The organism is Acinetobacter sp. YK3 (assembly GCF_001729365.1).
Classification (GTDB): domain Bacteria; phylum Pseudomonadota; class Gammaproteobacteria; order Pseudomonadales; family Moraxellaceae; genus Acinetobacter; species Acinetobacter vivianii.
On the sequence record NZ_LZPJ01000082.1, the window covers coordinates 1 to 22,771 of the forward strand.

Genomic DNA, 22,771 nt, shown 5'->3' on the forward strand with positions numbered 1-22,771 from the left:
CTGCTCCATCCCGCATCAACACAAACACTGCATACACCGAACTTAACTGGTTATTAAGTTTGGTGCGGAAGGGGGGACTTGAACCCCCACGCCCGAAAGCACTACCACCTCAAGGTAGCGTGTCTACCAATTCCACCACCACCGCAGTTTGTGGGACGCATTCTATTCCTTTAAATACAAAAAGGAAAGTCCTAAATCGACTTATTCAGCCGTTTTAGGTGCATTTGATGAAGTTTCAGGCGATGTTGCCGGCGCAGATGTCGTCGTTTGAACAGTTTTCAAACTATATGCATCTGTGGTTTGTTTCTTTGCAAACACAGCGAGTGTCAAACTAGTGACAAAAAACAGCGCTGTAAAAATCGCAGTCATACGAGTTAAAAAGTTGCCTGCGCCTGAAGCACCAAATACGGTTGCAGCACCGCCACCACCAAATGATGCGCCTGCTTCTGCACCTTTACCTTGTTGTACCAGAACCAAAGCAATAATCAAAATTGCTAGAATGATGTGTACAACGAGTATAAAACTATACATCTCTATTCCTCGTTATTTGCTTTGCGCAAATGCTTTTGCGATTTGGTAAAAAGATTGAGCATTTAAAGATGCACCACCCACCAAAGCACCATTAATATCTGGACATGCCGCCAATTCAACCGCATTTTCAGCTTTTACACTACCACCATACAAGATCGCAGTATTTGCGCCAAATGCAGTAATCTGCTTTAAGCCTTCACGAATTTTTGCATGCATCGCCTGAGCATCTGCGGGTGAAGCGGTTTTACCCGTCCCGATTGCCCAAATCGGTTCATACGCTACCACAATATTTTGCCATTGTTCAGCTTTTACCACCGCTGCAATATCACAAATTTGTTGTAATACGACTTGCTCTGCTGCACCCTGCTCACGTTGCTCCAGACTTTCACCGACGCAATAAATCACGGTTAAACCTGCGCTTAAGGCATTTTGCAGCTTTGCTTTTAATATTTCGACATTGTCACCGAATAATTCACGGCGTTCTGAATGTCCAATCAATACATATTCAATCTGACTGTCTTGTAACAGTTCCGCACTCACTTCACCTGTGTAAGCACCTGTACCTGCCACACGAGAAAGATCCTGAGCCACGGTATAAACGGCTCTGGCTGCATCTTTTAACTGGGCATGGACACCCGTCAGCGCAATCGTCGTTGGCGCTACACCAATATGACATTGCTCAGGAGAAATATTGTCCTGCTGTAATAACTGCTTAAATTCTTCTATTAGTTGGAAAGCATTCGCATGCATTGGATTCATTTTCCAATTGCCAACAACCCAAGGGGTAATGGTCGAGTTCGACATACTTCGCCCGCCTACTGTTAATTTTCAAAAATGCTGCATATTTTACACGGATTTTTATAAAATTCAGTTTTTTTCTATTGTTTAGATATAAATCAATTTAAAATTTATCTGAATCTAAAATACGCTATGTTTTACAACGCACATCGCACTCGTATTTATTTGAAAACAAGAAGCTTCTAGTAGGAAAAAGTATAGGATCAATTTAGAAATTAACGTATTACATAAAATTAATTTGTAAAAAAACTCGATCAGTTCAAAGTTTAGCGATGAATCAAGGCAAAAACGACACTTTCTCTAGTGGCATTTTTGCATAACAAAAGTATAATTTTTAGGATACATATTATAAACATTTATTGTCATAAGGCGGACAGATGTCAGGATTACATACGTCTCCAAAGTTTTCGGGGTTTATTCGACGGTTAGTTGAAGACAGTCATCTGTCTGCGGCAACCATGCAATCAGCGATTGATGCTGCTAAAAGAGCACAACAAGACATCGTCGCACACTTAATTGAACATCATCGTTTATCGCCACTTACCATTGCTGAAACCATTGCAGCCGAGTTTGGCGAACCTCTGTTTGATCTGGCAGTCTACGATACTGCCTTGCTGCCGCGTGATCTAGCTGACAACAAACTGATTCAGAAACATAGAGTCGTTCCCTTGCTGCAACGAGGCCAGATTCTATACGTTGCCACCAGTAACCCGACCAATATCGAAGCTCTGGATGCAATTCGCTTTAACACCAAACTCAATATCGAACCAATCATTGTTGAACACACTAAATTAGAAAAACTGATTGAACAGCAATTTGGGGATTCGGGGAGTTTTGACTTTGGTGATAGCGAAGATTTTGATCTGGATATTGATGTAAGTCAGGATCCGGCAAAAGAAGAAGACGATGCCCCACAAGGCGATGAATCACCGATTGTTAAATATATCAATAAATTACTGATTGATGCGATTCGCATGGGTGCATCCGATTTACATTTTGAACCTTATGAAAAAATGTATCGGGTTCGCTATCGCGTTGATGGTGTACTCCGTCAAATTGCCAATCCGCCTTTGCAAATGGCAACACGTTTAGCGTCTCGTTTAAAAGTTATGTCGCAAATGGACATTTCAGAAAAACGGATGCCTCAAGATGGTCGTATTAAATTAAAGCTCTCTAAAACCAAAGCTATCGACTTCCGTGTGAACTCACTGCCTACGCTATTTGGTGAGAAACTGGTGCTGCGTATTCTTGATCCATCCAGCGCCATGCTCGGGATCGAAGCACTCGGTTACGAAGATGAACAAAAAGCTTTATTTATGGAAGCGCTGGATAAGCCTCAAGGCATGCTTCTGATCACTGGCCCAACGGGTTCTGGTAAAACGGTCTCGTTATATACAGGCCTCAATATCCTAAATACTGAAGATACCAATATTTCCACGGCCGAAGATCCTGTCGAGATTAATCTGGAAGGGATCAATCAGGTCAACGTTAATCCTAAAACGGGTCTCACCTTCTCTGCTGCATTGAAAGCCTTCTTACGTCAGGATCCAGACATCATCATGGTGGGTGAGATCCGGGATCTGGAAACAGCAGAAATTGCCATTAAAGCTGCCCAAACAGGCCATATGGTAATGTCGACACTGCATACCAACAGCGCACCTGAAACCTTGACCCGTTTACGTAATATGGGCGTACCGTCCTTCAATATTGCCACTTCGGTGAATCTGGTGATTGCGCAACGCTTGGCACGTCGCTTATGCTCTCAGTGTAAGACACCGATCGACATACCCAAACAAAGCCTTTTAGAGCTTGGCTTTACCGAACAGGATATGGCTGATCCTGATTTCAAAATTTTTCAGCCTGTGGGTTGTTCTGAATGTCGTGAAGGCTACAAAGGCCGCGTCGGTGTTTATGAAGTCATGAAAGTCACGCCAGAAATTTCTAGAATTATTATGGAAGACGGCAATGCCTTACAAATTGCAGCCGCATCAGAACAAGCAGGTTTTAGTAATTTACGTCGTTCAGGTTTAAGAAAGGTGATGCAAGGAATTACCTCTTTGCAGGAAATTAACCGCGTGACAAGTGAATAAAATCAATAAAAAGGATTAATAATCATGGCAGCTAAAAAAGCGCAAATGATGCCAACTTTTGCTTATGAAGGGGTCGACCGGAAAGGAGCAAAAATTAAAGGGGAATTACCAGCACGTAATATGGCTTTGGCGAAAGTCACCTTACGTAAACAAGGCGTCACCATTAAGAATATTCGGGAAAAACGCAAGAATATTCTTGAAGGTCTGATGAAGAAAAAAGTCACGACGCTGGATATCACCATTTTCACCCGTCAATTGGCAACCATGATGAAAGCAGGCGTACCACTGGTACAAGGCTTTGAAATCGTTGCAGAAGGTCTGGAAAACCCTTCTATGCGTGAAGTGGTACTGGGGATCAAGGGTGAAGTTGAAGGCGGTAATACTTTTGCTGGCGCCTTAAAAAAATACCCGCAATATTTTGATAACCTGTTCTGCTCGCTGGTGGAATCTGGTGAACAATCAGGTGCGCTCGAAACCATGTTAGACCGCGTTGCGATCTATAAAGAAAAAAGTGAGCTGCTCAAACAGAAAATTAAAAAGGCCATGAAATATCCTGCTACCGTTATTGTGGTGGCTGTGATTGTGACCATTATTCTGATGGTTAAAGTTGTTCCAGTGTTTCAGGACTTGTTTAGCTCTTTTGGTGCAGACCTGCCTGCGTTCACCAAAATGGTCGTGAATATGTCCAAATGGATGCAAGAGTACTGGTTTATCCTGATTATTGTGATTGGTGCAATCATTGCAGCTTTTTTGGAAGCAAAAAAACGCAGTAAAAAGTTCCGCGATCTTCTGGACAAAATGGCATTGAAAGCGCCTATTTTTGGGGATCTGGTTTATAAAGCGATTATTGCGCGCTATAGCCGCACATTGGCCACGACATTTGCCGCAGGCGTACCGCTGATTGATGCACTAGAATCAACTGCGGGTGCGACCAATAACGTCATTTATGAAGAAGCGGTCATGAAAATTCGTGAAGATGTGGCGACAGGTCAGCAACTACAATTCGCCATGCGTGTTTCAAACCGTTTCCCATCGATGGCGATTCAAATGGTCGCGATTGGTGAAGAGTCTGGTGCTTTAGACAGTATGCTGGATAAGGTTGCCACTCATTATGAAAACGAAGTCGACAATGCTGTAGATGGTTTAACGTCTATGATGGAACCGTTAATCATGGCTATACTTGGTATTTTAGTCGGTGGCCTCGTTGTTGCCATGTATCTACCAATCTTCCAAATGGGTTCTGTGGTCTAATACGCATGCAACAAATTATTTATTATTTTATTGAAAACCCAACTGCACTTTATCTTGCGGTTGGGCTTTTTAGTTTATGCATTGGCAGCTTTTTAAATGTTGTCATCTTCCGCACCCCCAAGATGATGGAGCAAGAATGGCATCAGGAATGCCAGATGCTACTTAATCCAGAACAGCCGATAATTGACCAAAGTAAACTGACCTTGAGTCAACCCGCTTCGACCTGCCCCAAATGCGAATCTGCGATTCGTTGGTACCAGAATATTCCTGTTATTAGCTGGTTAGCGCTGCGGGGTAAATGTGGAACCTGCCAGAACCCAATCAGTATTCGTTATCCGTTCATTGAACTGCTAACCATGCTGTGCTCGCTGGTAGTGGTTGCTGTTTTCGGTCCTACTCTAAAGATGCTATTTGGTTTAGTGCTCACTTGGGTATTGATCACCCTGACCTTTATTGATTTTGACACCCAATTGCTGCCAGACCGCTTTACCCTTCCCCTAGCTGCCTTAGGTTTAGGGATCAATAGTTATGCCATTTATACCTCTGCCAGTCTGGCAATTTGGGGTTATATCATTGGTTTTTTATGTCTCTGGATCGTGTATTACATTTTCAAATTAATCACGGGTAAAGAAGGCATGGGCTATGGTGACTTTAAACTGTTAGCCGCCCTAGGTGCATGGATGGGGCCAATGCTGCTGCCTTTAATCGTGCTACTCTCTTCAATGGTGGGTGCGATTATTGGTATTATTTTGATGAAAATGCGTGGTGAAAATCAGCCATTTGCATTTGGACCTTATATTGCAATTGCAGGCTGGATCGCCTTTTTATGGGGCGATCAGATCATGAAAGTTTATTTAGGTGGTTAATATGAGTTTTATCTTGGGTATTACAGGCGGTATTGGTAGTGGGAAATCGGCTGCTACACAATGGTTTGAATCCCAAGGTATTACGGTAGTCGATGCGGATATCGTAGCAAGAGAAGTGGTTGAGCCAGGTCAACCTACATTGCAAGCGATACAACAGGCCTTTGGCGACTGGGTTTTATTAGAAGATGGCAATTTAGATCGCAGAGCGCTGCGTGAGCATATTTTCCAGTTTCCAGAAGCTCGTCAAACGCTGGAAAAAATTACCCACCCAGCCATTCGCCAATCTATTATTCAGCAGTTACAACAGGCTGAAAGTCCTTATGTGATTTTGGTTTCACCTTTACTTTTTGAAACCAACCAGCATGAACTCACGCATCACACCTTGCTGGTGGATGCTGATGAGCAAACCCAGTTACAACGGGCCAGTCAGCGTGATGGGCAAAGCGAAGAACAAATTCGTAAAATCATTGCAGCACAAATGCCCCGCGTTCAAAAACAACAGCTTGCCAATGATATTGTCATCAATGATGGCTTATTAGAGCATCTGCATCAGCAACTTAAGCCATTGCACTTGAGTTATTTACAACGCGCAGAACACGCCTTCTAACGCTGTTTTTGCTGAGCCAACTGCGCAGCCAAGCTGTCTTTACGGAACCAGCGCCATGGCTGCAATGCGCCAATCCCCATCCCGATCAGGCCACAAACAATCGCGGCATTCAATGGTTCATTCAATAAAGGAACTGCAATAATCGCGGCAATAAAAGGTGCCAAAGTTACAATACTACCTGTTTTAAATGCACCTAATCGCTCAATGGCAGCCACATAAGTCAACGTTGCCACAATAACAACCAGCACACCATGAAAAAGCCCCTGAATCAATAAATGTAGAGGTGCCGCTTCATGGAAATGTTTGGGAATAAATAGAAGATAAATAGGGAGATAGATGATTGCAGACCAGATCACCACACCTGCAGTTGCGTGCCACGCAGAGAGCTTCCACTGTTTCAGCAAAACAGTAAAAATTCCCCACCATATTGCACTAACAAATAGAAGTAGATCTCCGACGCCCAATCCCGAGGCTTGATCATGCAGCATCAAATAGCTCATGAGTACCAAGGCACTCATCATGATGATTAAGCTCACCCAAGTATGTTTATCAAAAGGTTGTCTAAATAAGATATAGGCAGCGACAGCGGTACAGAGCGGAATACAGCCATTCAGAAAAATGGCAGCATGTGCGGCTGGTGCATGTAAAAAGGCGGTATAAACTGTAAGGCAATACACCAGTCCACCAATCAGCGCCAAAATAACGGGGCGTGGATTCCATAAAAAGGCGAGATCTTTTTTATAGATCAAAACTGGCAATAAAATCAGGGAAGCAATGGCAAAACGCATGGCTACCAGATCCCAGACACTGACATGCCAATGTGCATTGAGGCGGGAAAAAATCGTAAATCCGCCCCAAATACACATCGTGATCAGGACAAAGAAATAGCCTTGCGTACGAGCAGTCATTTGGGCTTACATAGAACAATATGAGCTTAAATTATACACCACGTTGACGGCAGGCTTCATACAATGCCATACCTGTTGCCACACTGACATTTAAACTTTGCAGATCACCCGACATCGGGATATACACAGTATGATCACATTGTGACTGGGTAATCGGTCTTAAACCCGTATCTTCAGCACCCATGACAATCACCACAGGACCTTTAAAATCACATTGATGAATCGGTAATGCTTTTTCATCCAGCATGGTACCAATCACACGGGTGTGTGTGCTGTCTTTCAGATGTGCCAAGGTTCTTGCCAGATTGGTCACTTGAATAAATTTAACTTTCTCGGCACCACCCGCTGCAACCTTACGCGCAGTCGGCGTCAAGCTTGCTGAACGATCACGTGGCACAATCACCGCCTGCACCCCCATCGCTGCCGCAGTACGAATACACGCACCAAGATTGTGTGGGTCAGTCACCTGATCAAGCGCCAGTAACAACGCATCTGGAGACTGCTGCATGAGTTCATCCAGATCTTTTTCATTCAAGGTCGGATGTGGGCGAACCGCGGCAACCACCCCTTGATGGAAAGGTAAACCAGCCAGTTTCTCCAGACTGTCACGACTGGCTTTTTGAATACTGATGCCAAAAGGTTCAGCAAGCTGCAAGATTTTTTGCAAACGCTGGTCATCTCGACCTTTTAATGTAAATAAAGTCAAAACGCGTTCAGGCTCTAACTCCAACAATGACTCCACTGAATGAACGCCATAATAATATTCAGGTTTTGCCATGAACGACCTCGTTTAGCACTTCCTCTTTTACAAAAAAGAGAATTAGGAGTTTTGAAAAATAAAAATCCTGCAAAGTGACTTTACAGGTGAGGAGCGATTATAGCTCCGCAAGAGTACTTAATAAAAAAATCCTGCAAAATGTCTTTACAGGATTTCTATTGACTCTAGTGTACTCGATTTAGAAAGGAATAGGTTAGCCTTCTAAATGACAGACATAATCAAGTACATCGTCTGCTTCAATCAGAAAGGTACTATTGCCAGGGACATAGAATGACTGACCTGCACGGAATAATTCACTTTCTGTACTATCTGCGATTTTTACACGACATTCACCAGAAATAATTTCCATACGCTCTGGTACATGTGTTTCAAAAGTTAAAGGCTGTTCAGTGGGTAAAATTACACCTAAAGTCTTTTTTGTACCATCTTCAAATTGTACTGTATGGCTGATACATGCCCCACCAAAATACACATTCGATTTCTTGATGACCGTTACATGATCAAACTGCACTGAACTCATGCGTACTCTCCAAATAATGCCGCATTTATATTAGGTTATGCTGGACGTAGTTTAATTGTGCCGTGACAACTAATCAATCCATTTTCTGGGCTAAACATAGCAATTTTCATACCTGAGCGAGGAAAAACAAAACGAAGCTTTGTCCGAGCGCAAGACCTTGCGCCATATATGGCTCATATGCTGTGAGTAAAGAGGAAAAAAACAAAGCGAAGCTTTGTCCTGAGGAATGGCTCAAGTTCCGCAAGAAGACGAACAGCCAAGCCACAAGTGGCGATGAAGCACAAAGTAAAACTTTGTGTGGGTGCAAGACCTTGCGCCATATATGGCTCATATGCTGCGAGTAGCAAGAAACATTAATATATTTACCCAAACGCAAAACCTTATCTCATCCATATAAATGTTGAAGAAAAAGCCAAGAGGTCAAACACATAACAAAATAATCTTCTATCCATACAGTAAATAAGGAAAATCCTACATTCAACTCTTGTAGCAACTTTAAAACTTCTCTATCTTTAAGCAAAAGATTCTGTGCATTGGATGCGTTTATGCTCACCCATTTAACTTTAATAAATTTTGCACTCGCTGACCATTTGGCTTTAGATATTGAACAAGGCTTCAATGTGCTGACTGGTGAAACTGGCGCGGGCAAATCATTATTGTTAGATGCGCTCTCTGCATGTCTTGGCGAACGTACGGATACCAATTATGTCCGCTATGGCGCTGACAAAGCCGATGTCACAGCCGTATTTAGTTATCAAGCTGACAGTGCCGAAGCGCAATGGCTCGCCGAGCATGAACTAGATGATGATTCTGGTGAGATCCATTTAAGACGTGTGATTTTTGCCACAGGCCGTAGTAAGGCCTGGATCAATGGCCGTCCGAGTAGTTTAGCCGAACTCAAGGAAATCGGCCGTTTACTGGTACAACTCTATAGCCAGCACAGTCAACAACAGTTATTAGAACCGCCTTATCCAAAACGCTGGCTAGACCGTTATCACAATTTTGCAGAACCTTCGAATGCCGTTCGTGAAGCATATAGCACGTGGCAAAAGAATATTCGCCAGCATCAAGCCGCTTTGGATGCGCAAGCAACACGCATTCAAAAAATACAAAATCTAGAATCTCAAATCGAAGAACTTGAAGACGTGGTTCAAACCGATTATCGGGAAATTGAGCAAGAATTTGACCGTCTTAGCCATCATGAACATATCATGCAGGACTGTAGCTATAGCCTGAATGTCTTAGATGAAGCTGAGCAGAATATTACGCAGGAAGTCGCGTCGATCATTCGTCGTTTAGAATCTCATGCAGGTCGTAGTGAGCAGCTTGCTAGTATCTACAATGCGTTGTTAAATGCGCAAAGTGAAATCGATGATGCTACGGCGAGCTTACGTCAATTTATTGACCGTCAAAGCTTTGATCCAGAGCGTATGGAACAACTGAATGCAACCTTGGAAGTATTCCATCGCTTGGCCCGCAAGCATCGCACTCAACCCGAATTACTCAAACAAGAATATGAAAGCTGGCAGCAAGAATTAGAACAGTTGCATCAACTGGAAGATCCAGAAACTTTGGCAGAGCAAGTCGAAGTTTCGTATCAGGCGTTTATGCAGAAAGCACAACATTTAGATGAGATTCGTCGTGCAGCAGCAATTCCGTTAGCGAAGCAACTCACGGAACAGGTCAAGCCATTAGCATTACCTGAAGCGCATTTTGAATTTAAGTTTGAACCCTTAGAACCTGCCAATGCAGAAGGCCTAAGCTTCATTCAACTGCTATTTACCGCCAATAAAGGGATTCCTCCTCAACCGCTGGCACGTGTTGCATCAGGGGGTGAACTTTCACGTATTGCCCTCGTCATGCAAGTCATGAATGCGGAAAAGACAGATGCTGAAGTACTGGTATTTGATGAGATCGATGTGGGGATTAGTGGTGGTACCGCAGAAGTTGTTGGTCGCTTACTGGCTGATCTGGCACAACATGTTCAATTGTTATGTATCACCCATCAGGCTCAGGTTGCTGCACAGTCTGACCAGCATCTGCTGGTGAAGAAACAACAGACAGATCCGGCAAGTAGTACCATTATCGAACTGGGTGAAGAGCAACGTATTTTAGAACTGGCACGTATGTCTGGCGGGGTCGAAATTAGTGAGACCACTTTGCAGCATGCAAGACAGTTACGTCAGCTTAAATTTCAGTCTGCCTAAGTAACGGCACAAAATATTAGAAAATAATTGGCGAAATCCGATCAACTCTTGTATGTTGATAAAAAGAACCTATATAGATAGATCAGCACAATACATTGAGGGAGAACCGCCTAGGTGACGAAACAATATCTAACTCACCGTTGTCTAATCGCCCCACCAGACATGGCCGATGACTTCTTTGCCAATACAGTCATTTATGTCGCTCGCCATGATGAAGACGGCGCTCAGGGCATTATCATCAATCGTCCTTCTGAATTACAGATCAAAGAATTACTCAATGATTTAGAAATTGATGCCGATAATGTGCATCCGCATGCCGTATTGCAAGGCGGGCCATTACGTCCAGAAGCAGGATTTGTGTTACATACAGGCCAACCAACTTGGCATTCATCTATTGCTGTGGGCGAAAATGTCTGTATCACCACCAGTAAAGATATTCTGGATGCGATTGCGCATAACGAAGGTGTGGGTCGCTATCAAATCGCCTTGGGCTATGCCAGCTGGAGCAAAAACCAGCTTGAAGATGAAATTACCCGCGGCGACTGGCTGATCTGTGAGTCGGATATGGATTTGATTTTCAATCTGCCTTATGGCGATCGTTGGGACGCGGCCTATAAGAAAATTGGTGTAGATCGCACCTGGTTTGCTTCCGAGATTGGTCATGCCTGATATGCAAACAGCTCAATCCATTATGGCTTTTGATTTTGGTACACAGAAAATGGGGATGGCAATTGGTCAATCCAGTATCGAAAGTAGCAATCCCCTGCCATTATTTGCCATGAAAGACGGTATTCCAGACTGGGATAAGTTATTAAAGATCGTCAAAGAATGGCAACCGACCTTATTTTTAGTGGGTTTACCGCTGAATATGGATGATAGTGAATCTGAATTGTCAGCTCGTGCACGGAAATTTGCCCGTCGTTTACGTCATCAAACCAATATTGAAACGTGGATGGTGGATGAGCGTCTGACCACACGCGAAGCAAGAGAAGAACTTGAATCCTATCAGAGCAAAGGTCAAGCCAAGCGTTTATCGGCTGATAGTTTTGCTGCTGCATTATTAATTCAAAGCTGGTATCGCGATCCTGCTGGGATTACACCTTAAAGAAATCTATAACTTTTTATCATTTAGCGGCGTTCCATGCCGCTTTTTGTTGTCTCATTCTTGAATGAATTAGACCACTTGGAAACCGCATTGATTATTTTTCAATAATTCTCACTGTCGCAGTACGTCCAGAAACAAAGGCCAGTGGATTATGCGGTTGCTCATCCAGTACGATTTTTACTGGTACACGCTGTGCCAGACGCACCCAGCTAAAGGTTGGGTTCACATTCGCCAATAAGTTTGAACTGCCAGAGCGCTCACGGTCTTCAATCCCTGATGCAATCCCCTGCACATGACCACGAATCTGTTGACGATCACCCATCAACTGTACGGTTGCAGCATCCCCCACATGAATACGATTGAGTTTGGTTTCTTCAAAATAACCTACTACATAAAGCTGTTGTCGGTCTAAAAGTGCAGCCACGGCTTGCCCAACCTTGACGTAGTTACCCACACGTAAATCAAAGTTCGATAATGTTCCATCCGCAGGTGCAACCACTTCTGAACGATGCAGATTTAATTGCGCCAAATGCAGCGCGCTGTTTGCAACCTCAATCAAAGCCTGTTGTTGTAGAATAGCAGCATTGGCTTGTTCAATATTGGCAGTCAATTGCTCTTTCTCTGCGACAGCTTGATCACGCACAGCAAAGACCTGATCCTGCTCCTGCTTCGAAATCGCACCATCCATTAAGCTGGCATAGCGAGCCGCATTTTTATCAGCTAATTTTTTGTTTGCTTCAGTTTTTACTAGGCTGGCTTTAGCACCTGCCAGCGTGGCATGCGCTTGTGCCAGACCTGCTTTGGCTTTGGCTAAATCTGATTTGGTCTGTTCCACATCCAGTGCCTGACGTGCGACATCGATTTTAAACAGCACCTGCCCTTTTTTCACGGTCTGGTTGTCTTGCACCAGCACCTCAGTGACCAAGCCATTCACATCTGAAGCGACCTGAATCACATCACCACGAATACGGCCATCACGCGTCCACGGTGCAGCATTGTAGTAATTCCATAAATGCACAATCGTATACACTGCAACCAGCACAGCCAATAGCAATACAATTGGACGTATGACTTTTCTCACATCAAATGCATTCATGTTCATTACCTTTACCATTTATCTTTAAATCATTAAATTTCATAGACACTTTATTCAAAACCCTTAAGCCCATAACCACACGAACAACCAGTGCACCAGTAGCATGAGCCCTAAGTAAAAGCACAAATTAAAAATACTCGGGAGTGCAATCCAGCCTTTACTGATCAGGCGATCCAGTAATGGGCTAGCGAGCTTAAACAAGACATAGGCAATAATGGCCTGTACCAAAAGAATGGGAATATAAATGCCATAAAGATTAAGTTCACCCATGAGATACACCTAAGCCATACATGTCTGAATAGCGCTGTTCTGTGGAAATATGACCAATGCTTTCGCAAATATTATTGAGCGAAATCAAGAGTCGTTGACGTAATTGAGCATCTTCAATCTGCGGTGCAATACGCTGCAAACGCGCTATTTGCTCCACAATTTCTGCTGGGAAATGATGAATTGAGAGCTGTTTCTCTTGTGCCTGAAAATACGCTGTAAGTTGCTGTTGCAACGCATTCACTTCTTGTTGTAGCTCTACCATTTGCGGCAATTTTTGGCTAATTTCTTGCAAACGCACCAGATCAACAATCGAGCTACTTTCAACCAGCGCATTTTGAATTGCCGTTTTAATTTCTGGATTTTGTACCATCTTGGTATTCAACACGCCGACACGATCTAACATACTGCGTAAATGAATTTTGAAGTCACTGCCATAAGACAGATGTAATGCCTGTCGCATCGCTTGATAATGCAAAGCTAAAATTCGGGTCGCACTGGTATCTGGAGAAACGGCACGTACTAGATCAATCACAATCAGGGAGACCATTACACCCAACACCATTGCAAATGAACTGTCCAGATAAGACACGGCATCCATGGTGTATTGGTTATGCAGATTCAAACCCATCATGGTGTTAATGCCCAATACCATACCAATTGGCATCAACATCTGATTCGCCATCATGGTCACTGCCACCAGAAATACAGGGAACAATACCAATGCCAATTGCCAGAAGTGAGTGACATGCGGGAAGATACCAAAGGCGTATAAAAATACCAGTCCTGCCGAAACAATACTGCCCCAGATGAAAATGCGTAGCACAGGCACAGGATTATCCAGCGCTGTCAAAATACAGGCGGTGATTGCGCCCATTTGCGCCATCATGAAGCCCGCTTTCCAGCCCGACAAAATCCATGCACCTGTAACAATAAAAGTGATCAGTACAGCACTAATTCCGCCACGAATCGCAATACCATGATCTCGGTGCAAACTCGGATATTTCGTGGTAATCGACGTAATTTCAGCAGGAATGTCTTTTTTACCTTGCTGAATCTGTTGCCAGATCAGTTTTACCGCCAGAATATTGGCAATAAAATGACGAACATCCATTTTCAGTGCAGCCAGCACAATTTGCTGTTCAGGAGTTGCAATCGAAATCAGCTCAGCAAAATCTTCTTCAAAACGATCAGGCAAAGCTTGTAAATCTGCTGGGCTTAAAACCCGTTCCTGTTTTAGAAAGGTCAAGGTATCCTGACGAATTCGATCTAAATGTGGGGTCAGATTGGTCACTTGCATTTGCCCGAGCTGTTTCACCCGTTGAGACAAAGCCACCAGATTTGCCACCACCAATGAAACCTGATGCAGCATTTCCTGTAACGGTTTGGTCATGCCATTTAACTCACCTTTTTCATAAGCCAAATGCACAGCCAGCGCATGAATATCTGATGCATCGCGGGTAATTACCGAAAGCACCTGCGTGTAATTTTCTGGCTCTTTCTGAACCGTAATCAAGCGCTCAAAGGTATTTTCCAGATCATTCAGGGTCTTATTGACACGCTGCTTGATCATGGCCCCGACATGAACAGGGAAAAATGTTGCAGAAACAACTGCGGTCGCCACTACCCCAATCGAAATTTCCAGCACCCGCGCCAAAGCGATATCAAACATATTGTAGGTATCGATATAGGTAATTGCGTTATACACAATCATTGCGGTGGAATAACCCGCCAGCATGAACACATAACTACGTGGCGTACGGTCAAGTAGCGACACATACAAGGCAAAACCCACCCATAAAGACAGGATAATGGTAAAAAGCCACGGCGTATTAATAAAATGCGGTGTGAGCAGTAACGCAATAATTGCACCCGCAACAGTTCCCACTAAACGATACACACATTTAGAAGACACCATACCTGAATAAGGATTGGCAATGATCAGGACAGTACCGATCGACCACATCGGGTTAATCAGGTCCAGTTCAAACGAGATAAACAATGCCAGCATACCCGCTACAAATGTTTTGCACGCAAAGATGATGTCGAGTCGACTTGGTCTAAAAGCCAACAACTGTTTAAATAGCATGAACATGTCTCAATTTAGGGTCAGCTTGATCCTCATCACATCCATAAAAATGTGACGACTCGTCCAGACTGATCTGAAGAATTCAAATCAGGGCAATCGATAGGAATAAAACTGGATATTGGGAGTGATATACAATGCTTGTGCTTGGTATTTTTAGTGAGATTTCCCTAAAAATAATTATCCAAATAAGACATTGTGGTGCTAATTTTTTCAAAACAAAGCGAATTAGTCAACATAAATTATCACTATTTGATAATTTTTAATTTTAATCTAAAATAATGACGTTAATATTTCATCATTTTCTCAGCATCAGACTCTATTTCTTCACAGAAGAAGAGCAAATTTAAAATCCCATACACCACTTAAGCCTTTTCTGTTATAAAGCAATAAAAGTTCGGTTTTCACGTTATTTTGTAAGGAGTAGACAACGCATCATGGCAATTTCGAGTTTTGGTAAAATTCTCACCGTGCTGGATTTATTTTCAGTTTCACGTCCGATTATCAATGTCGATAATATTTGTGATGAGCTTGGTCTCTCCAAACCAACTGCCTATCGTTATTTAAAAGAACTGGTTTCTGCCGATATCCTTAAGCGGATTAGTGGCACATCAGGTGACTACACGCTTGGTTCTAAAATCGCAGTTCTTGACTATATTTCGCATAGTACTGATCCACTGATTCAGATCAGTATTCCGTTTATGCGCGATATCGTAGAACGTACCGAGTTGTGCTGTTTACTCACCTATTTAAATCATGATTACTGTATCGATCTGCATCATGAAACCTTCAAGGAAGCTGAACTGATTTCCTATGGTCGAGGCTGCCCACGCCCTGTTTATGTCGGTGCGTCCCCGAAGATTGTGATTGCGCATTTAACCAAACAACGGATTCAGGCGTACTATCAACAGTTCACGCAGGAACTGGCGCAGGTGGGTTTTGCCAATAATGCAGATGAATTTATGCAACAGATGCGAAAAATAAAGAAACAGGGCTTCTATTTATCACAAGGTGAGATTGACCCGATGGTATGCGGTCTTTCAGTGCCGATTCGCTTCTCAAACAAAGAAGCCCCTATCGCCTTGACATTGGTTGCCTCAAAGAACCGCTTTGATTTCCTGAATATTCAAAAGCTCATCGAAATTTTACAAACCAATGCTTCTCAAATCGAACATAAGTTCGTCACGCTTTCTGAAAACCAGAATAGTCAAATTTGAGAATATTAAAAAACATTTACATTTTTCACTGTTGTAAATACCAACAAATTCTCATATTATGATTATGTTCTTCAGCATACTCTCCCAAAGAGCATGACTTTCCTCAGAGAACTAAGCTCATCGTTGTTATGGGCTTTTTTCTTGCCTTAAATTTTTCATCCCATAAAAAAAGCCCTCTCAATAGAAGGCTTTTCGTATTCAAATCATGCTTAAGGCTGTTTTAAATATGGCCAAGCTGCTTTCATATAAATAAACATCGACCATAATGTTAAAATGACCGCAGCATAAAGTAAGGCATAGGCCCAGATTTCTAAAGGTTTCCAGTTCAGCAGAAAGACACTGATCGCGATCATTTGAAAGGCTGTTTTATATTTTCCGACTGTTGAAACCGCAACACTGGTACGCGCACCGAGTTCCGCCATCCATTCACGCAAGGCGGAAACGGTAATCTCACGGGAAATAATCACAATCGCAGCAAACGCCATAGAAATGGTCGGTTGCCATTGCACCAGAACGATCAAAGCCGCTGCAACCATTAACTTATCTGCCACTGGATCCAGAAAGCGCCCAAAAGCAGAAGTCTGATTCAGGGTTCGTGCTAAATAACCATCAAACCAGTCGGTCACCGCTGCCAAAACAAAAATCGCAGTCAGTACCATATGGCGCATCATTCCCCCATGATGCTCAGCAATCCCAATTGCTGGTGGCCAATAGGCAATCACCAAAAACACGGGAATCAGGGCAATACGTGCCAAGGTTAAGATATTAGGAATGTTCAGGATTTGCCCTGTGCTCATAAACACCGCCATGTTGTTCGCATCAAATGCAGTTTGCACAAAGGATGTGCTGAGATTGTATTCATGTGTAGGCAACTTTATACGAAATGCACCGCAGTGTCGACTAGGCAAAAACCGCAACTGTTTGTCTAAGCACCGCAATTAAACGGTTTTCACGATTCCAGAGATATGCATATTCGGTGGAATAACCATGTTCTGCGTACTCTGTCACAACTTTATATTTAAACCAGTCTTGCATCTGCTCCGCCACAGGCTGCAAATAAGTAATCTGCCAGGTCAATGAACTTGCGGGTGCAGGTGTCTTGAACATCGGTAATACACCGGGTGGCCATACATCCATTAATGCAAACAGATCAGGGAGTTGCATCGCACGGTTCTGATGCAAATCTGGTGAGAAACGACTCCATCCACCAAAATCTGGCACTTTACTGCCTGCCATTGGATAACTGCCTTCAGCCCAGCACAATTCGAAATGCTGTAAACATTCAGGCATGAGTCCTTCAATATAAAACGTTTTATCGAGTTGCTCAGGCGTAGGATAATCAGGTACTTGTGGCAGATTTTCGACATGAATTCGGGACTCGCGTGGCGAACCAAAGCTGGCAATCAAGATACTTTGCACTGCTTCATCTTGCCACAACCTCACTTCCAGCGTAGTCACGGACTTACCTTCGCGTAAGACTTCCGCAGTAATTTTTGCTTGTCCTTGCTGTACAGGCCCCACAAACGTGATATTACAGCTGAGCAGTTGCTTTGCCGCATCTTGTACGACCGATAAAGCTTTCTGGATCAGAATACCTGCGACCAAACCGCCAAACACCGTGCGGCCTTGCAGCCAGCCTGACGGGATATCAATCCATTCTTGTTGTTCAACCTGCTGATAGAGCGGAAGCAATGACATCATTTTTCCTTCATGATCCAAACATCCTATCTTTGAATGTTTTTAGCGATTTGTGAATGATCATTGATACAACCTCATCAGGACGATTGAGTCAATTGAACCTTTTATTCATGCAGAATTTTATAAATTGTTCGCGCCATCACTTCGCCTAAACCTGGAACCAGCATTAACTCTTTTTCAGAAGCTTTTAAGACCCCTTGGATACCACCAAAATGGGTGAGCAAATCACGTCTACGTTTTGGTCCTAAACCGGGAATCGCTTCCAATACTGAACTACTACGACGTTTATCGCGCTTAGCCCGATGTTTGGTGATCGCAAAACGATGGGCTTCATCGCGAACCTGTTGAATCAGATGCAATGCTTTATGATCTTCTGGCAATTGAATCTTGGTGCCATCGGTAAAATGTAGCGTTTCCAGCCCCGGCTTACGCCCTTCACCTTTAGAAACACCAATCATAAAAGCATCGAGTTGCAATTCCTGCATCACGTCCATCGCCATATGCAACTGCCCTTTACCGCCATCAATTAACAACAGGTCTGGCAGCATATTCTTCTTATAACGTCGGGTCAGAGCTTGGCGCATTGCAGCATAATCGTCCCCACCAGTAATATCCTGAATGGCAAACTGACGATAATCGCGTTTTCTTGCGCCACCCTGATCGAATACCACACACGAAGCAATCGGTGCTTCACCCATGGTATGACTAATATCAAAACACTCAATACGATCGATTGGGCGTCCGACCACCTGCTCTAACTGATGAAAACGCTCATTCAGTTCCAGATGATTACTCAACTTGCCTTTAATCGCATGTTGCACATTCATTTGCGCCAGCTCAAGCCATTCCGCCCGAGTTTCACGCACTTTATGCTTGATCTGGACCTTTTTATTAAATGTTTGCTGCAAGGCCTCTTCCAATTGTGCCTTGTCAGGAATGTCGATATTCACAATCAATTCAGACGGCACTTCATCTGCCACCTGAAAATAAAAGTTCGCCATAAAATCACTGAGCATCTGCCCCAAATCATCACCCAACATATCTGGAAAATAACTTTTTCCACCCAGCATACGCCCATTACGGACATGCATGATCTGCACACAGGTCACACCAGCCTGATAAGCAATCGCCAGAATATCGGCCTCACCCTTAATTTTAAACACCGCTTGCTGAGCCTGAACTTCACGCAATAAACCTAGACGATCACGGTAGAACACAGCTTTCTCAAATTCCAGTGCCTCTGCCGCCTGCTCCATTTTTCCGATCAGCTCCTGATTCAGCTCTTTGGTATCACCTTGCAGAAAACGAATCGAGTTATCGACATCTTCTTTATAATCTTCAGGGCTAATCAAGCCCACACACGGCGCAGTACAGCGTTTAATCTGATATTGCAGACATGGGCGTTTTCGCTGTGAAAAATAGCTGTTTTCACACTGACGCACATTAAATAATTTTTGTAAAACCAGTAAGGTATCTCTGGCACTATAGGCACTGGGATAAGGCCCAAAGAACTTACCAATCTGATGCTTGCCTTTCCCCCGCCCACTGGCGATCCGTGGATAAGGTTTATCCGCAGAAACAAAGATATAGACGTAAGACTTATCATCCCGCAACATAATATTGTAGGGCGGGCGATGCAGTTTAATCAGGTTTTGTTCGAGTAATAAGGCTTCCGTTTCAGAGCGAACGACCAGCGATTCAATATCATAAATACGCGCCACCAAGGCCTGCGTTTTAGGATGATCAATGTTTTTTACAAAATAGCTCGAGACACGATTTTTCAGTTTTTTGGCTTTGCCCACATACAGTAGTTCACCATCCTTACCTAGCATTTTATAAACGCCAGGTAACTGGGTCATATGCGCCAATATTTTTTCAATATGTTCTCGAGCGTTTGGGTTCACGGCATGCCTATTCTCTCTATTTACACCACATGATGTGATGCTTAGGAAGATTTTTTCAAGTTTTAAATGTGAATATCCTGTAAGTACAACGCTTATCTAGAAGTTGAACATGTTTTATTAAGTGCCTTGCAGAAAACATCTTTATCTTTAGGTGAAATCAAAATATGACTTGCCACACCATTTTTATGATAATCAATGCGTAAACGGTCTAAAGATAAAGCAGGAGATGAAATGAGGTTATGACTTTCCGAGATTTTGGTAATGTCTGACTGATTGATCTGCCACTTAAATAACATTGAATGAATCATTAAGTGCTGTTCTGTCACGATATAGCGTGTATTTAGAATTGGCCACCATAACAATGCAATGGTTAAAAAATAAAGTAGCGCATGTTCAGGATATTGCTGCATCGTTCCCTTGATATACATGGTCCACAAAAACTGGAGCAATAAACCTGTGGTTGCGATGACCACCCCCCAAAACCACCAGTCAATTTTGGAACGGAATACTTGCATATGGGCTTCCAAATGATGTTGATGAATTCAAATATCTTATCGCAATCTCCCATAAAAAAACGCCCTTACGGGCGTTAATCTAATTCAAAATTAAAATACATAAGGACGAATAAAAATAAGGAAGAACAAACCAAGCATAATGAACCACTTCAGGAAGTAGTACAGTGAGCGATTCGACTTTTTCAAGGCTTTGGCTTTAATACGGATCTGGTAAATATAACCAAATGCCTTATTTAAACCACCTGTCTGGTCACCCGCTTCATTTGGTGAACTCGCCGCCGTCATTACTTTTTTACCAAACCAGTGATTAAACTTTTCCATAAAACGTGTTTTTAATGGACGTTCAACATCAGCAAAGAAAATGATACGGTTTTGATCCGTAGTGTTTTCAGCATAGTGAATATAAGTTTCGTCAAACACGACACTTTCACCATCACGCCAAGAATAACGCTCACCATCTACATCAATAAAGCAACGGTCATCATTCGGTGTGATTAAGCCCAAATGGTAACGTAATGAACCTGCATAAGGGTCACGATGGCGAACCAAACGACTATCTGGTGCAAGCTCAGTAAACATTGCAGCTTTAATAGTTGGTAATGTTTTTAATAAAGCCGTTGTTTTTGGGCAAAGCTCAGCTGCTGATGGATGTGCAGAGTCATACCATTTCAAATAGAAACGTTTCCAGCCTGTTTTAAAGAATGAGTTAAACCCCAAGTCATCATAAGTACTTGATGCTTTAATCCCACCTTTGTCATACAAGGCTCTTGCTTCATCACGAATCATTTCCCAGTTTTCATCAAGAATTTTTAAGTCCTTGAAATGCTGTGTGTCGATATACGGCTGATTCGGCACTTTGGAAAACATGTACATCAAAAAGTTAATGGGCGCGAGAATCGTCGAATGGTCAAAAAATTGACGATAAAACGAATGCTTCACTTTCCCACGGCGCTGAATATACAACGCAGAAATGATAAAAATCGCTAATATGATCCACTTAATCATAGACTATTGCTTTAGCTTTAAAAAAATCAGCGCTATTTTAACACCGTATTTATTGATTCAAACAAGAATTGCATAATTTAAATAGATCGACAGGTATACGGGTGCTCCACATACCTGTCTAAATAGAACTTATTTTTTGACTTTACTTAGAACGTTATCCATCGATTTTGCTGCTTCTGCATTGTAATAGTCACATTGGCTACGCATTTTTGCGTCTACTGATGCCATGAACTGATCTTCTTTTGCTTTACCTAAAGGAACAACGACACTTTTAAACCACTCTGTGCCCCTAAATTGTTTTTTCAAGTCTTCTACGAACTCATCGGTATTCCATTCTGGTTTTTGCGGATATGTGTGGTAGACCTTACCCTGATATTCAAGCGCGAACTGATAATATTCAGGCGCTGATGGATCATCATTATGCTCTAAGAGTGAACCTATTTTAATTTTTCCCCATACCTCGACATCTGGTACTGTTTGCTTAGTATAGCCAGCCTCAAATACTTTATCAGCCCAGTCCTGTAAGACTTTAGCATCCAGAACTTCAAAAGAAGTATTCGGTTCAAATTCGAAGAAAAATTGATTAGAGCTAAATGCTTGTGTCTGTATGCACTTTGCCCCTTTTGGAAATTTATCAGAGATCTTCACCAATTGGCTGGATACTGCACCCATATCAGGCGAGCCTCCATTATTCACTTCAAACTCGTACATAGAGATCAGTGCTGGAGCAAACTGATCAACGATTCTTACCCCCTGCAGATCAATTTCCTTCATCTTCCGAGTAAATTTCAAATCGTTAAAACCAGCTTGGTTATAAGGTGAAGTTACCCAAGTCGTTGAAGTCATTGAATGAATAAAACTATCGCGAATGCCTCGATCTGCACGATAGCTTTGTTCCGTTTCGGGAACGTATAAACCATTGGTTTCAGTTACGTAGTGATTAAAAAAGATAGGATTTTTTGTTTTCTCAAGCAGAATCCCCTTCTCAATATTCCACTCTGATTTATCAAAGTCGAACTTTTCTTGTTCATAATTAATATCAACTGAATATCTAAATAATTTAGCTTCCCCGTTCGGAAAAAGCTCAGCCTTGACTTCGTTAGAGTTATTACTATTAGAGTTTGAGTCATTACTAGATGAAGACCCACCACCTCCACATGCGCTGAGCATCAATGGAAGCATTGCCAAAACAACAAATTTAATTTTTAACATAATATTACTTTCTTAAACATTTTTATAACATAAAGTTTATCTAAAGAGAAAAAAATAGACAAGTCTTTCTGTCCAGTGTTTATAAATTGACCTAATTTATTTAATAAAGA

22 protein-coding genes and 1 tRNA gene are annotated in these 22,771 nt (G+C 42.6%); 8 read left to right on the top strand and 15 right to left on the bottom strand.

Annotated features, from left to right (window positions below; all coding sequences use genetic code 11):
* Positions 1 to 60: 60 nt before the first annotated feature.
* The 3 genes from A9Z07_RS08240 to tpiA all read right to left on the bottom strand — a co-directional run bounded on the left by A9Z07_RS08240 (position 61) and on the right by tpiA (position 1,335).
* A tRNA-Leu gene (locus A9Z07_RS08240) sits at positions 61 to 145 on the bottom strand.
* A gap of 56 nt (positions 146 to 201) precedes the next feature.
* On the bottom strand, positions 202 to 531 hold the full coding sequence (gene secG, locus A9Z07_RS08245) for a preprotein translocase subunit SecG (protein WP_005255466.1): 330 nt from the start codon (positions 529 to 531) through the stop codon (positions 202 to 204).
* 12 nt (positions 532 to 543) lie between these two features.
* The gene (gene tpiA / locus A9Z07_RS08250) at positions 544 to 1,335 is read right to left on the bottom strand and encodes a triose-phosphate isomerase (RefSeq protein WP_069577909.1); all 792 of its coding nucleotides are present in this window, start codon (positions 1,333 to 1,335) and stop codon (positions 544 to 546) included.
* Between the two features lie 371 nt (positions 1,336 to 1,706).
* On the opposite strand from tpiA, the gene pilB reads away from it, so the two are divergent.
* From pilB to coaE, 4 genes are read left to right on the top strand one after another with little or no spacing between them, the layout of a single operon-like run.
* Positions 1,707 to 3,419: a type IV-A pilus assembly ATPase PilB gene (gene pilB, locus A9Z07_RS08255; RefSeq protein WP_069577910.1), complete on the top strand. Its 1,713-nt coding sequence runs from the start codon at positions 1,707 to 1,709 to the stop codon at positions 3,417 to 3,419.
* A gap of 24 nt (positions 3,420 to 3,443) precedes the next feature.
* Positions 3,444 to 4,670, top strand: a complete 1,227-nt coding sequence (locus tag A9Z07_RS08260) for a type II secretion system F family protein (RefSeq protein ID WP_004774089.1) — start codon at positions 3,444 to 3,446, stop codon at positions 4,668 to 4,670.
* A 5-nt stretch (positions 4,671 to 4,675) separates the two neighbouring features.
* Positions 4,676 to 5,536 carry a prepilin peptidase gene (locus A9Z07_RS18100; RefSeq protein ID WP_069577911.1) on the top strand — a complete coding sequence of 287 codons (861 nt, stop codon included), beginning with the start codon at positions 4,676 to 4,678 and terminating at the stop codon, positions 5,534 to 5,536.
* A 1-nt stretch (position 5,537) separates the two neighbouring features.
* Entirely contained in the window at positions 5,538 to 6,143 is a 606-nt protein-coding gene (gene coaE / locus A9Z07_RS08270; protein ID WP_004774087.1) for a dephospho-CoA kinase, read from the top strand.
* Here coaE and A9Z07_RS08275 read toward each other — a convergent pair.
* The 3 genes from A9Z07_RS08275 to A9Z07_RS08285 form a co-directional block, all read right to left on the bottom strand.
* Entirely contained in the window at positions 6,140 to 7,051 is a 912-nt protein-coding gene (locus A9Z07_RS08275; RefSeq protein ID WP_069577912.1) for a DMT family transporter, read from the bottom strand. The two genes, coaE and A9Z07_RS08275, sit on opposite strands and share 4 nt — an antisense overlap.
* 31 nt (positions 7,052 to 7,082) lie before the next feature.
* On the bottom strand, positions 7,083 to 7,829 hold the full coding sequence (rlmB, locus tag A9Z07_RS08280; protein WP_004774084.1) for a 23S rRNA (guanosine(2251)-2'-O)-methyltransferase RlmB: 747 nt from the start codon (positions 7,827 to 7,829) through the stop codon (positions 7,083 to 7,085).
* A gap of 193 nt (positions 7,830 to 8,022) precedes the next feature.
* A complete protein-coding gene (locus tag A9Z07_RS08285) occupies positions 8,023 to 8,349 on the bottom strand; it encodes a pyrimidine/purine nucleoside phosphorylase (protein WP_004774082.1) in 327 nt (108 codons plus the stop codon).
* A 545-nt stretch (positions 8,350 to 8,894) separates the two neighbouring features.
* Between A9Z07_RS08285 and recN the strand changes: the two genes are divergently transcribed.
* The 3 genes from recN (at position 8,895) to ruvX (ending at position 11,661) form a co-directional block, all read left to right on the top strand.
* Positions 8,895 to 10,556 carry a DNA repair protein RecN gene (gene recN, locus A9Z07_RS08290; RefSeq protein ID WP_069577913.1) on the top strand — a complete coding sequence of 554 codons (1,662 nt, stop codon included), beginning with the start codon at positions 8,895 to 8,897 and terminating at the stop codon, positions 10,554 to 10,556.
* Between the two features lie 114 nt (positions 10,557 to 10,670).
* Positions 10,671 to 11,225, top strand: a complete 555-nt coding sequence (locus tag A9Z07_RS08295) for a YqgE/AlgH family protein (RefSeq protein WP_047431469.1) — start codon at positions 10,671 to 10,673, stop codon at positions 11,223 to 11,225.
* Entirely contained in the window at positions 11,218 to 11,661 is a 444-nt protein-coding gene (gene ruvX, locus A9Z07_RS08300; RefSeq protein WP_047431471.1) for a Holliday junction resolvase RuvX, read from the top strand. Before A9Z07_RS08295 ends, ruvX begins: the two co-directional genes overlap by 8 nt.
* Before the next feature lie 94 nt (positions 11,662 to 11,755).
* Here the strand turns inward: ruvX and A9Z07_RS08305 are convergent, their stop codons facing one another.
* From A9Z07_RS08305 to A9Z07_RS08315, 3 genes are all read right to left on the bottom strand, one after another.
* Entirely contained in the window at positions 11,756 to 12,757 is a 1,002-nt protein-coding gene (locus tag A9Z07_RS08305) for an HlyD family secretion protein (protein ID WP_069577914.1), read from the bottom strand.
* A gap of 63 nt (positions 12,758 to 12,820) precedes the next feature.
* Positions 12,821 to 13,027, bottom strand: a complete 207-nt coding sequence (locus tag A9Z07_RS08310) for a DUF1656 domain-containing protein (protein ID WP_069577915.1) — start codon at positions 13,025 to 13,027, stop codon at positions 12,821 to 12,823.
* A complete protein-coding gene (locus A9Z07_RS08315; RefSeq protein ID WP_069577916.1) occupies positions 13,020 to 15,113 on the bottom strand; it encodes an FUSC family protein in 2,094 nt (697 codons plus the stop codon). Before A9Z07_RS08315 ends, A9Z07_RS08310 begins: the two co-directional genes overlap by 8 nt.
* A gap of 434 nt (positions 15,114 to 15,547) precedes the next feature.
* On the opposite strand from A9Z07_RS08315, the gene A9Z07_RS08320 reads away from it, so the two are divergent.
* Entirely contained in the window at positions 15,548 to 16,327 is a 780-nt protein-coding gene (locus A9Z07_RS08320; RefSeq protein WP_005255489.1) for an IclR family transcriptional regulator, read from the top strand.
* Between the two features lie 209 nt (positions 16,328 to 16,536).
* Here A9Z07_RS08320 and pgsA read toward each other — a convergent pair whose 3' ends face one another.
* From pgsA to A9Z07_RS08350, 6 genes are all read right to left on the bottom strand, one after another.
* The gene (gene pgsA / locus A9Z07_RS08325) at positions 16,537 to 17,124 is read right to left on the bottom strand and encodes a CDP-diacylglycerol--glycerol-3-phosphate 3-phosphatidyltransferase (RefSeq protein ID WP_005255491.1); all 588 of its coding nucleotides are present in this window, start codon (positions 17,122 to 17,124) and stop codon (positions 16,537 to 16,539) included.
* 103 nt (positions 17,125 to 17,227) lie between these two features.
* Positions 17,228 to 18,025 (bottom strand): thioesterase family protein, encoded by a 798-nt coding sequence (locus A9Z07_RS08330; RefSeq protein ID WP_069577917.1) that lies wholly within the window; start codon positions 18,023 to 18,025, stop codon positions 17,228 to 17,230.
* 104 nt (positions 18,026 to 18,129) lie between these two features.
* Positions 18,130 to 19,929 (bottom strand): excinuclease ABC subunit UvrC, encoded by a 1,800-nt coding sequence (gene uvrC / locus A9Z07_RS08335; protein WP_081406421.1) that lies wholly within the window; start codon positions 19,927 to 19,929, stop codon positions 18,130 to 18,132.
* 92 nt (positions 19,930 to 20,021) lie between these two features.
* Positions 20,022 to 20,444 (bottom strand): PH domain-containing protein, encoded by a 423-nt coding sequence (locus A9Z07_RS08340; RefSeq protein ID WP_069577919.1) that lies wholly within the window; start codon positions 20,442 to 20,444, stop codon positions 20,022 to 20,024.
* A gap of 90 nt (positions 20,445 to 20,534) precedes the next feature.
* Complete coding sequence (gene lpxO, locus A9Z07_RS08345; RefSeq protein ID WP_004774061.1) at positions 20,535 to 21,449, bottom strand: lipid A hydroxylase LpxO; 915 nt, start codon at positions 21,447 to 21,449, stop codon at positions 20,535 to 20,537.
* 129 nt (positions 21,450 to 21,578) lie between these two features.
* Entirely contained in the window at positions 21,579 to 22,661 is a 1,083-nt protein-coding gene (locus tag A9Z07_RS08350; protein WP_069577920.1) for a hypothetical protein, read from the bottom strand.
* Positions 22,662 to 22,771: the final 110 nt, after the last annotated feature.

What these genes read in the sequence shown, in the direction of transcription:
- secG (WP_005255466.1), bottom strand. Translation starts at nt 531, where the DNA reads ATGTATAGTTTTATACTCGTTGTACACATCATTCTAGCAATTTTGATT.
- lpxO (WP_004774061.1), bottom strand. Translation starts at nt 21,449, where the DNA reads ATGATTAAGTGGATCATATTAGCGATTTTTATCATTTCTGCGTTGTAT.
- A9Z07_RS08305 (WP_069577914.1), bottom strand. Translation starts at nt 12,757, where the DNA reads ATGAATGCATTTGATGTGAGAAAAGTCATACGTCCAATTGTATTGCTA.
- A9Z07_RS08315 (WP_069577916.1), bottom strand. Translation starts at nt 15,113, where the DNA reads ATGCTATTTAAACAGTTGTTGGCTTTTAGACCAAGTCGACTCGACATC.
- A9Z07_RS08340 (WP_069577919.1), bottom strand. Translation starts at nt 20,444, where the DNA reads ATGCAAGTATTCCGTTCCAAAATTGACTGGTGGTTTTGGGGGGTGGTC.
- A9Z07_RS08330 (WP_069577917.1), bottom strand. Translation starts at nt 18,025, where the DNA reads ATGTCATTGCTTCCGCTCTATCAGCAGGTTGAACAACAAGAATGGATT.
- A9Z07_RS08275 (WP_069577912.1), bottom strand. Translation starts at nt 7,051, where the DNA reads ATGACTGCTCGTACGCAAGGCTATTTCTTTGTCCTGATCACGATGTGT.
- recN (WP_069577913.1), top strand. Translation starts at nt 8,895, where the DNA reads ATGCTCACCCATTTAACTTTAATAAATTTTGCACTCGCTGACCATTTG.
- A9Z07_RS08320 (WP_005255489.1), top strand. Translation starts at nt 15,548, where the DNA reads ATGGCAATTTCGAGTTTTGGTAAAATTCTCACCGTGCTGGATTTATTT.
- pilB (WP_069577910.1), top strand. Translation starts at nt 1,707, where the DNA reads ATGTCAGGATTACATACGTCTCCAAAGTTTTCGGGGTTTATTCGACGG.
- A9Z07_RS08260 (WP_004774089.1), top strand. Translation starts at nt 3,444, where the DNA reads ATGGCAGCTAAAAAAGCGCAAATGATGCCAACTTTTGCTTATGAAGGG.
- ruvX (WP_047431471.1), top strand. Translation starts at nt 11,218, where the DNA reads ATGCCTGATATGCAAACAGCTCAATCCATTATGGCTTTTGATTTTGGT.
- coaE (WP_004774087.1), top strand. Translation starts at nt 5,538, where the DNA reads ATGAGTTTTATCTTGGGTATTACAGGCGGTATTGGTAGTGGGAAATCG.
- A9Z07_RS18100 (WP_069577911.1), top strand. Translation starts at nt 4,676, where the DNA reads ATGCAACAAATTATTTATTATTTTATTGAAAACCCAACTGCACTTTAT.
- tpiA (WP_069577909.1), bottom strand. Translation starts at nt 1,335, where the DNA reads ATGTCGAACTCGACCATTACCCCTTGGGTTGTTGGCAATTGGAAAATG.
- rlmB (WP_004774084.1), bottom strand. Translation starts at nt 7,829, where the DNA reads ATGGCAAAACCTGAATATTATTATGGCGTTCATTCAGTGGAGTCATTG.
- pgsA (WP_005255491.1), bottom strand. Translation starts at nt 17,124, where the DNA reads ATGAGCACAGGGCAAATCCTGAACATTCCTAATATCTTAACCTTGGCA.
- A9Z07_RS08310 (WP_069577915.1), bottom strand. Translation starts at nt 13,027, where the DNA reads ATGGGTGAACTTAATCTTTATGGCATTTATATTCCCATTCTTTTGGTA.
- A9Z07_RS08350 (WP_069577920.1), bottom strand. Translation starts at nt 22,661, where the DNA reads ATGTTAAAAATTAAATTTGTTGTTTTGGCAATGCTTCCATTGATGCTC.
- A9Z07_RS08285 (WP_004774082.1), bottom strand. Translation starts at nt 8,349, where the DNA reads ATGAGTTCAGTGCAGTTTGATCATGTAACGGTCATCAAGAAATCGAAT.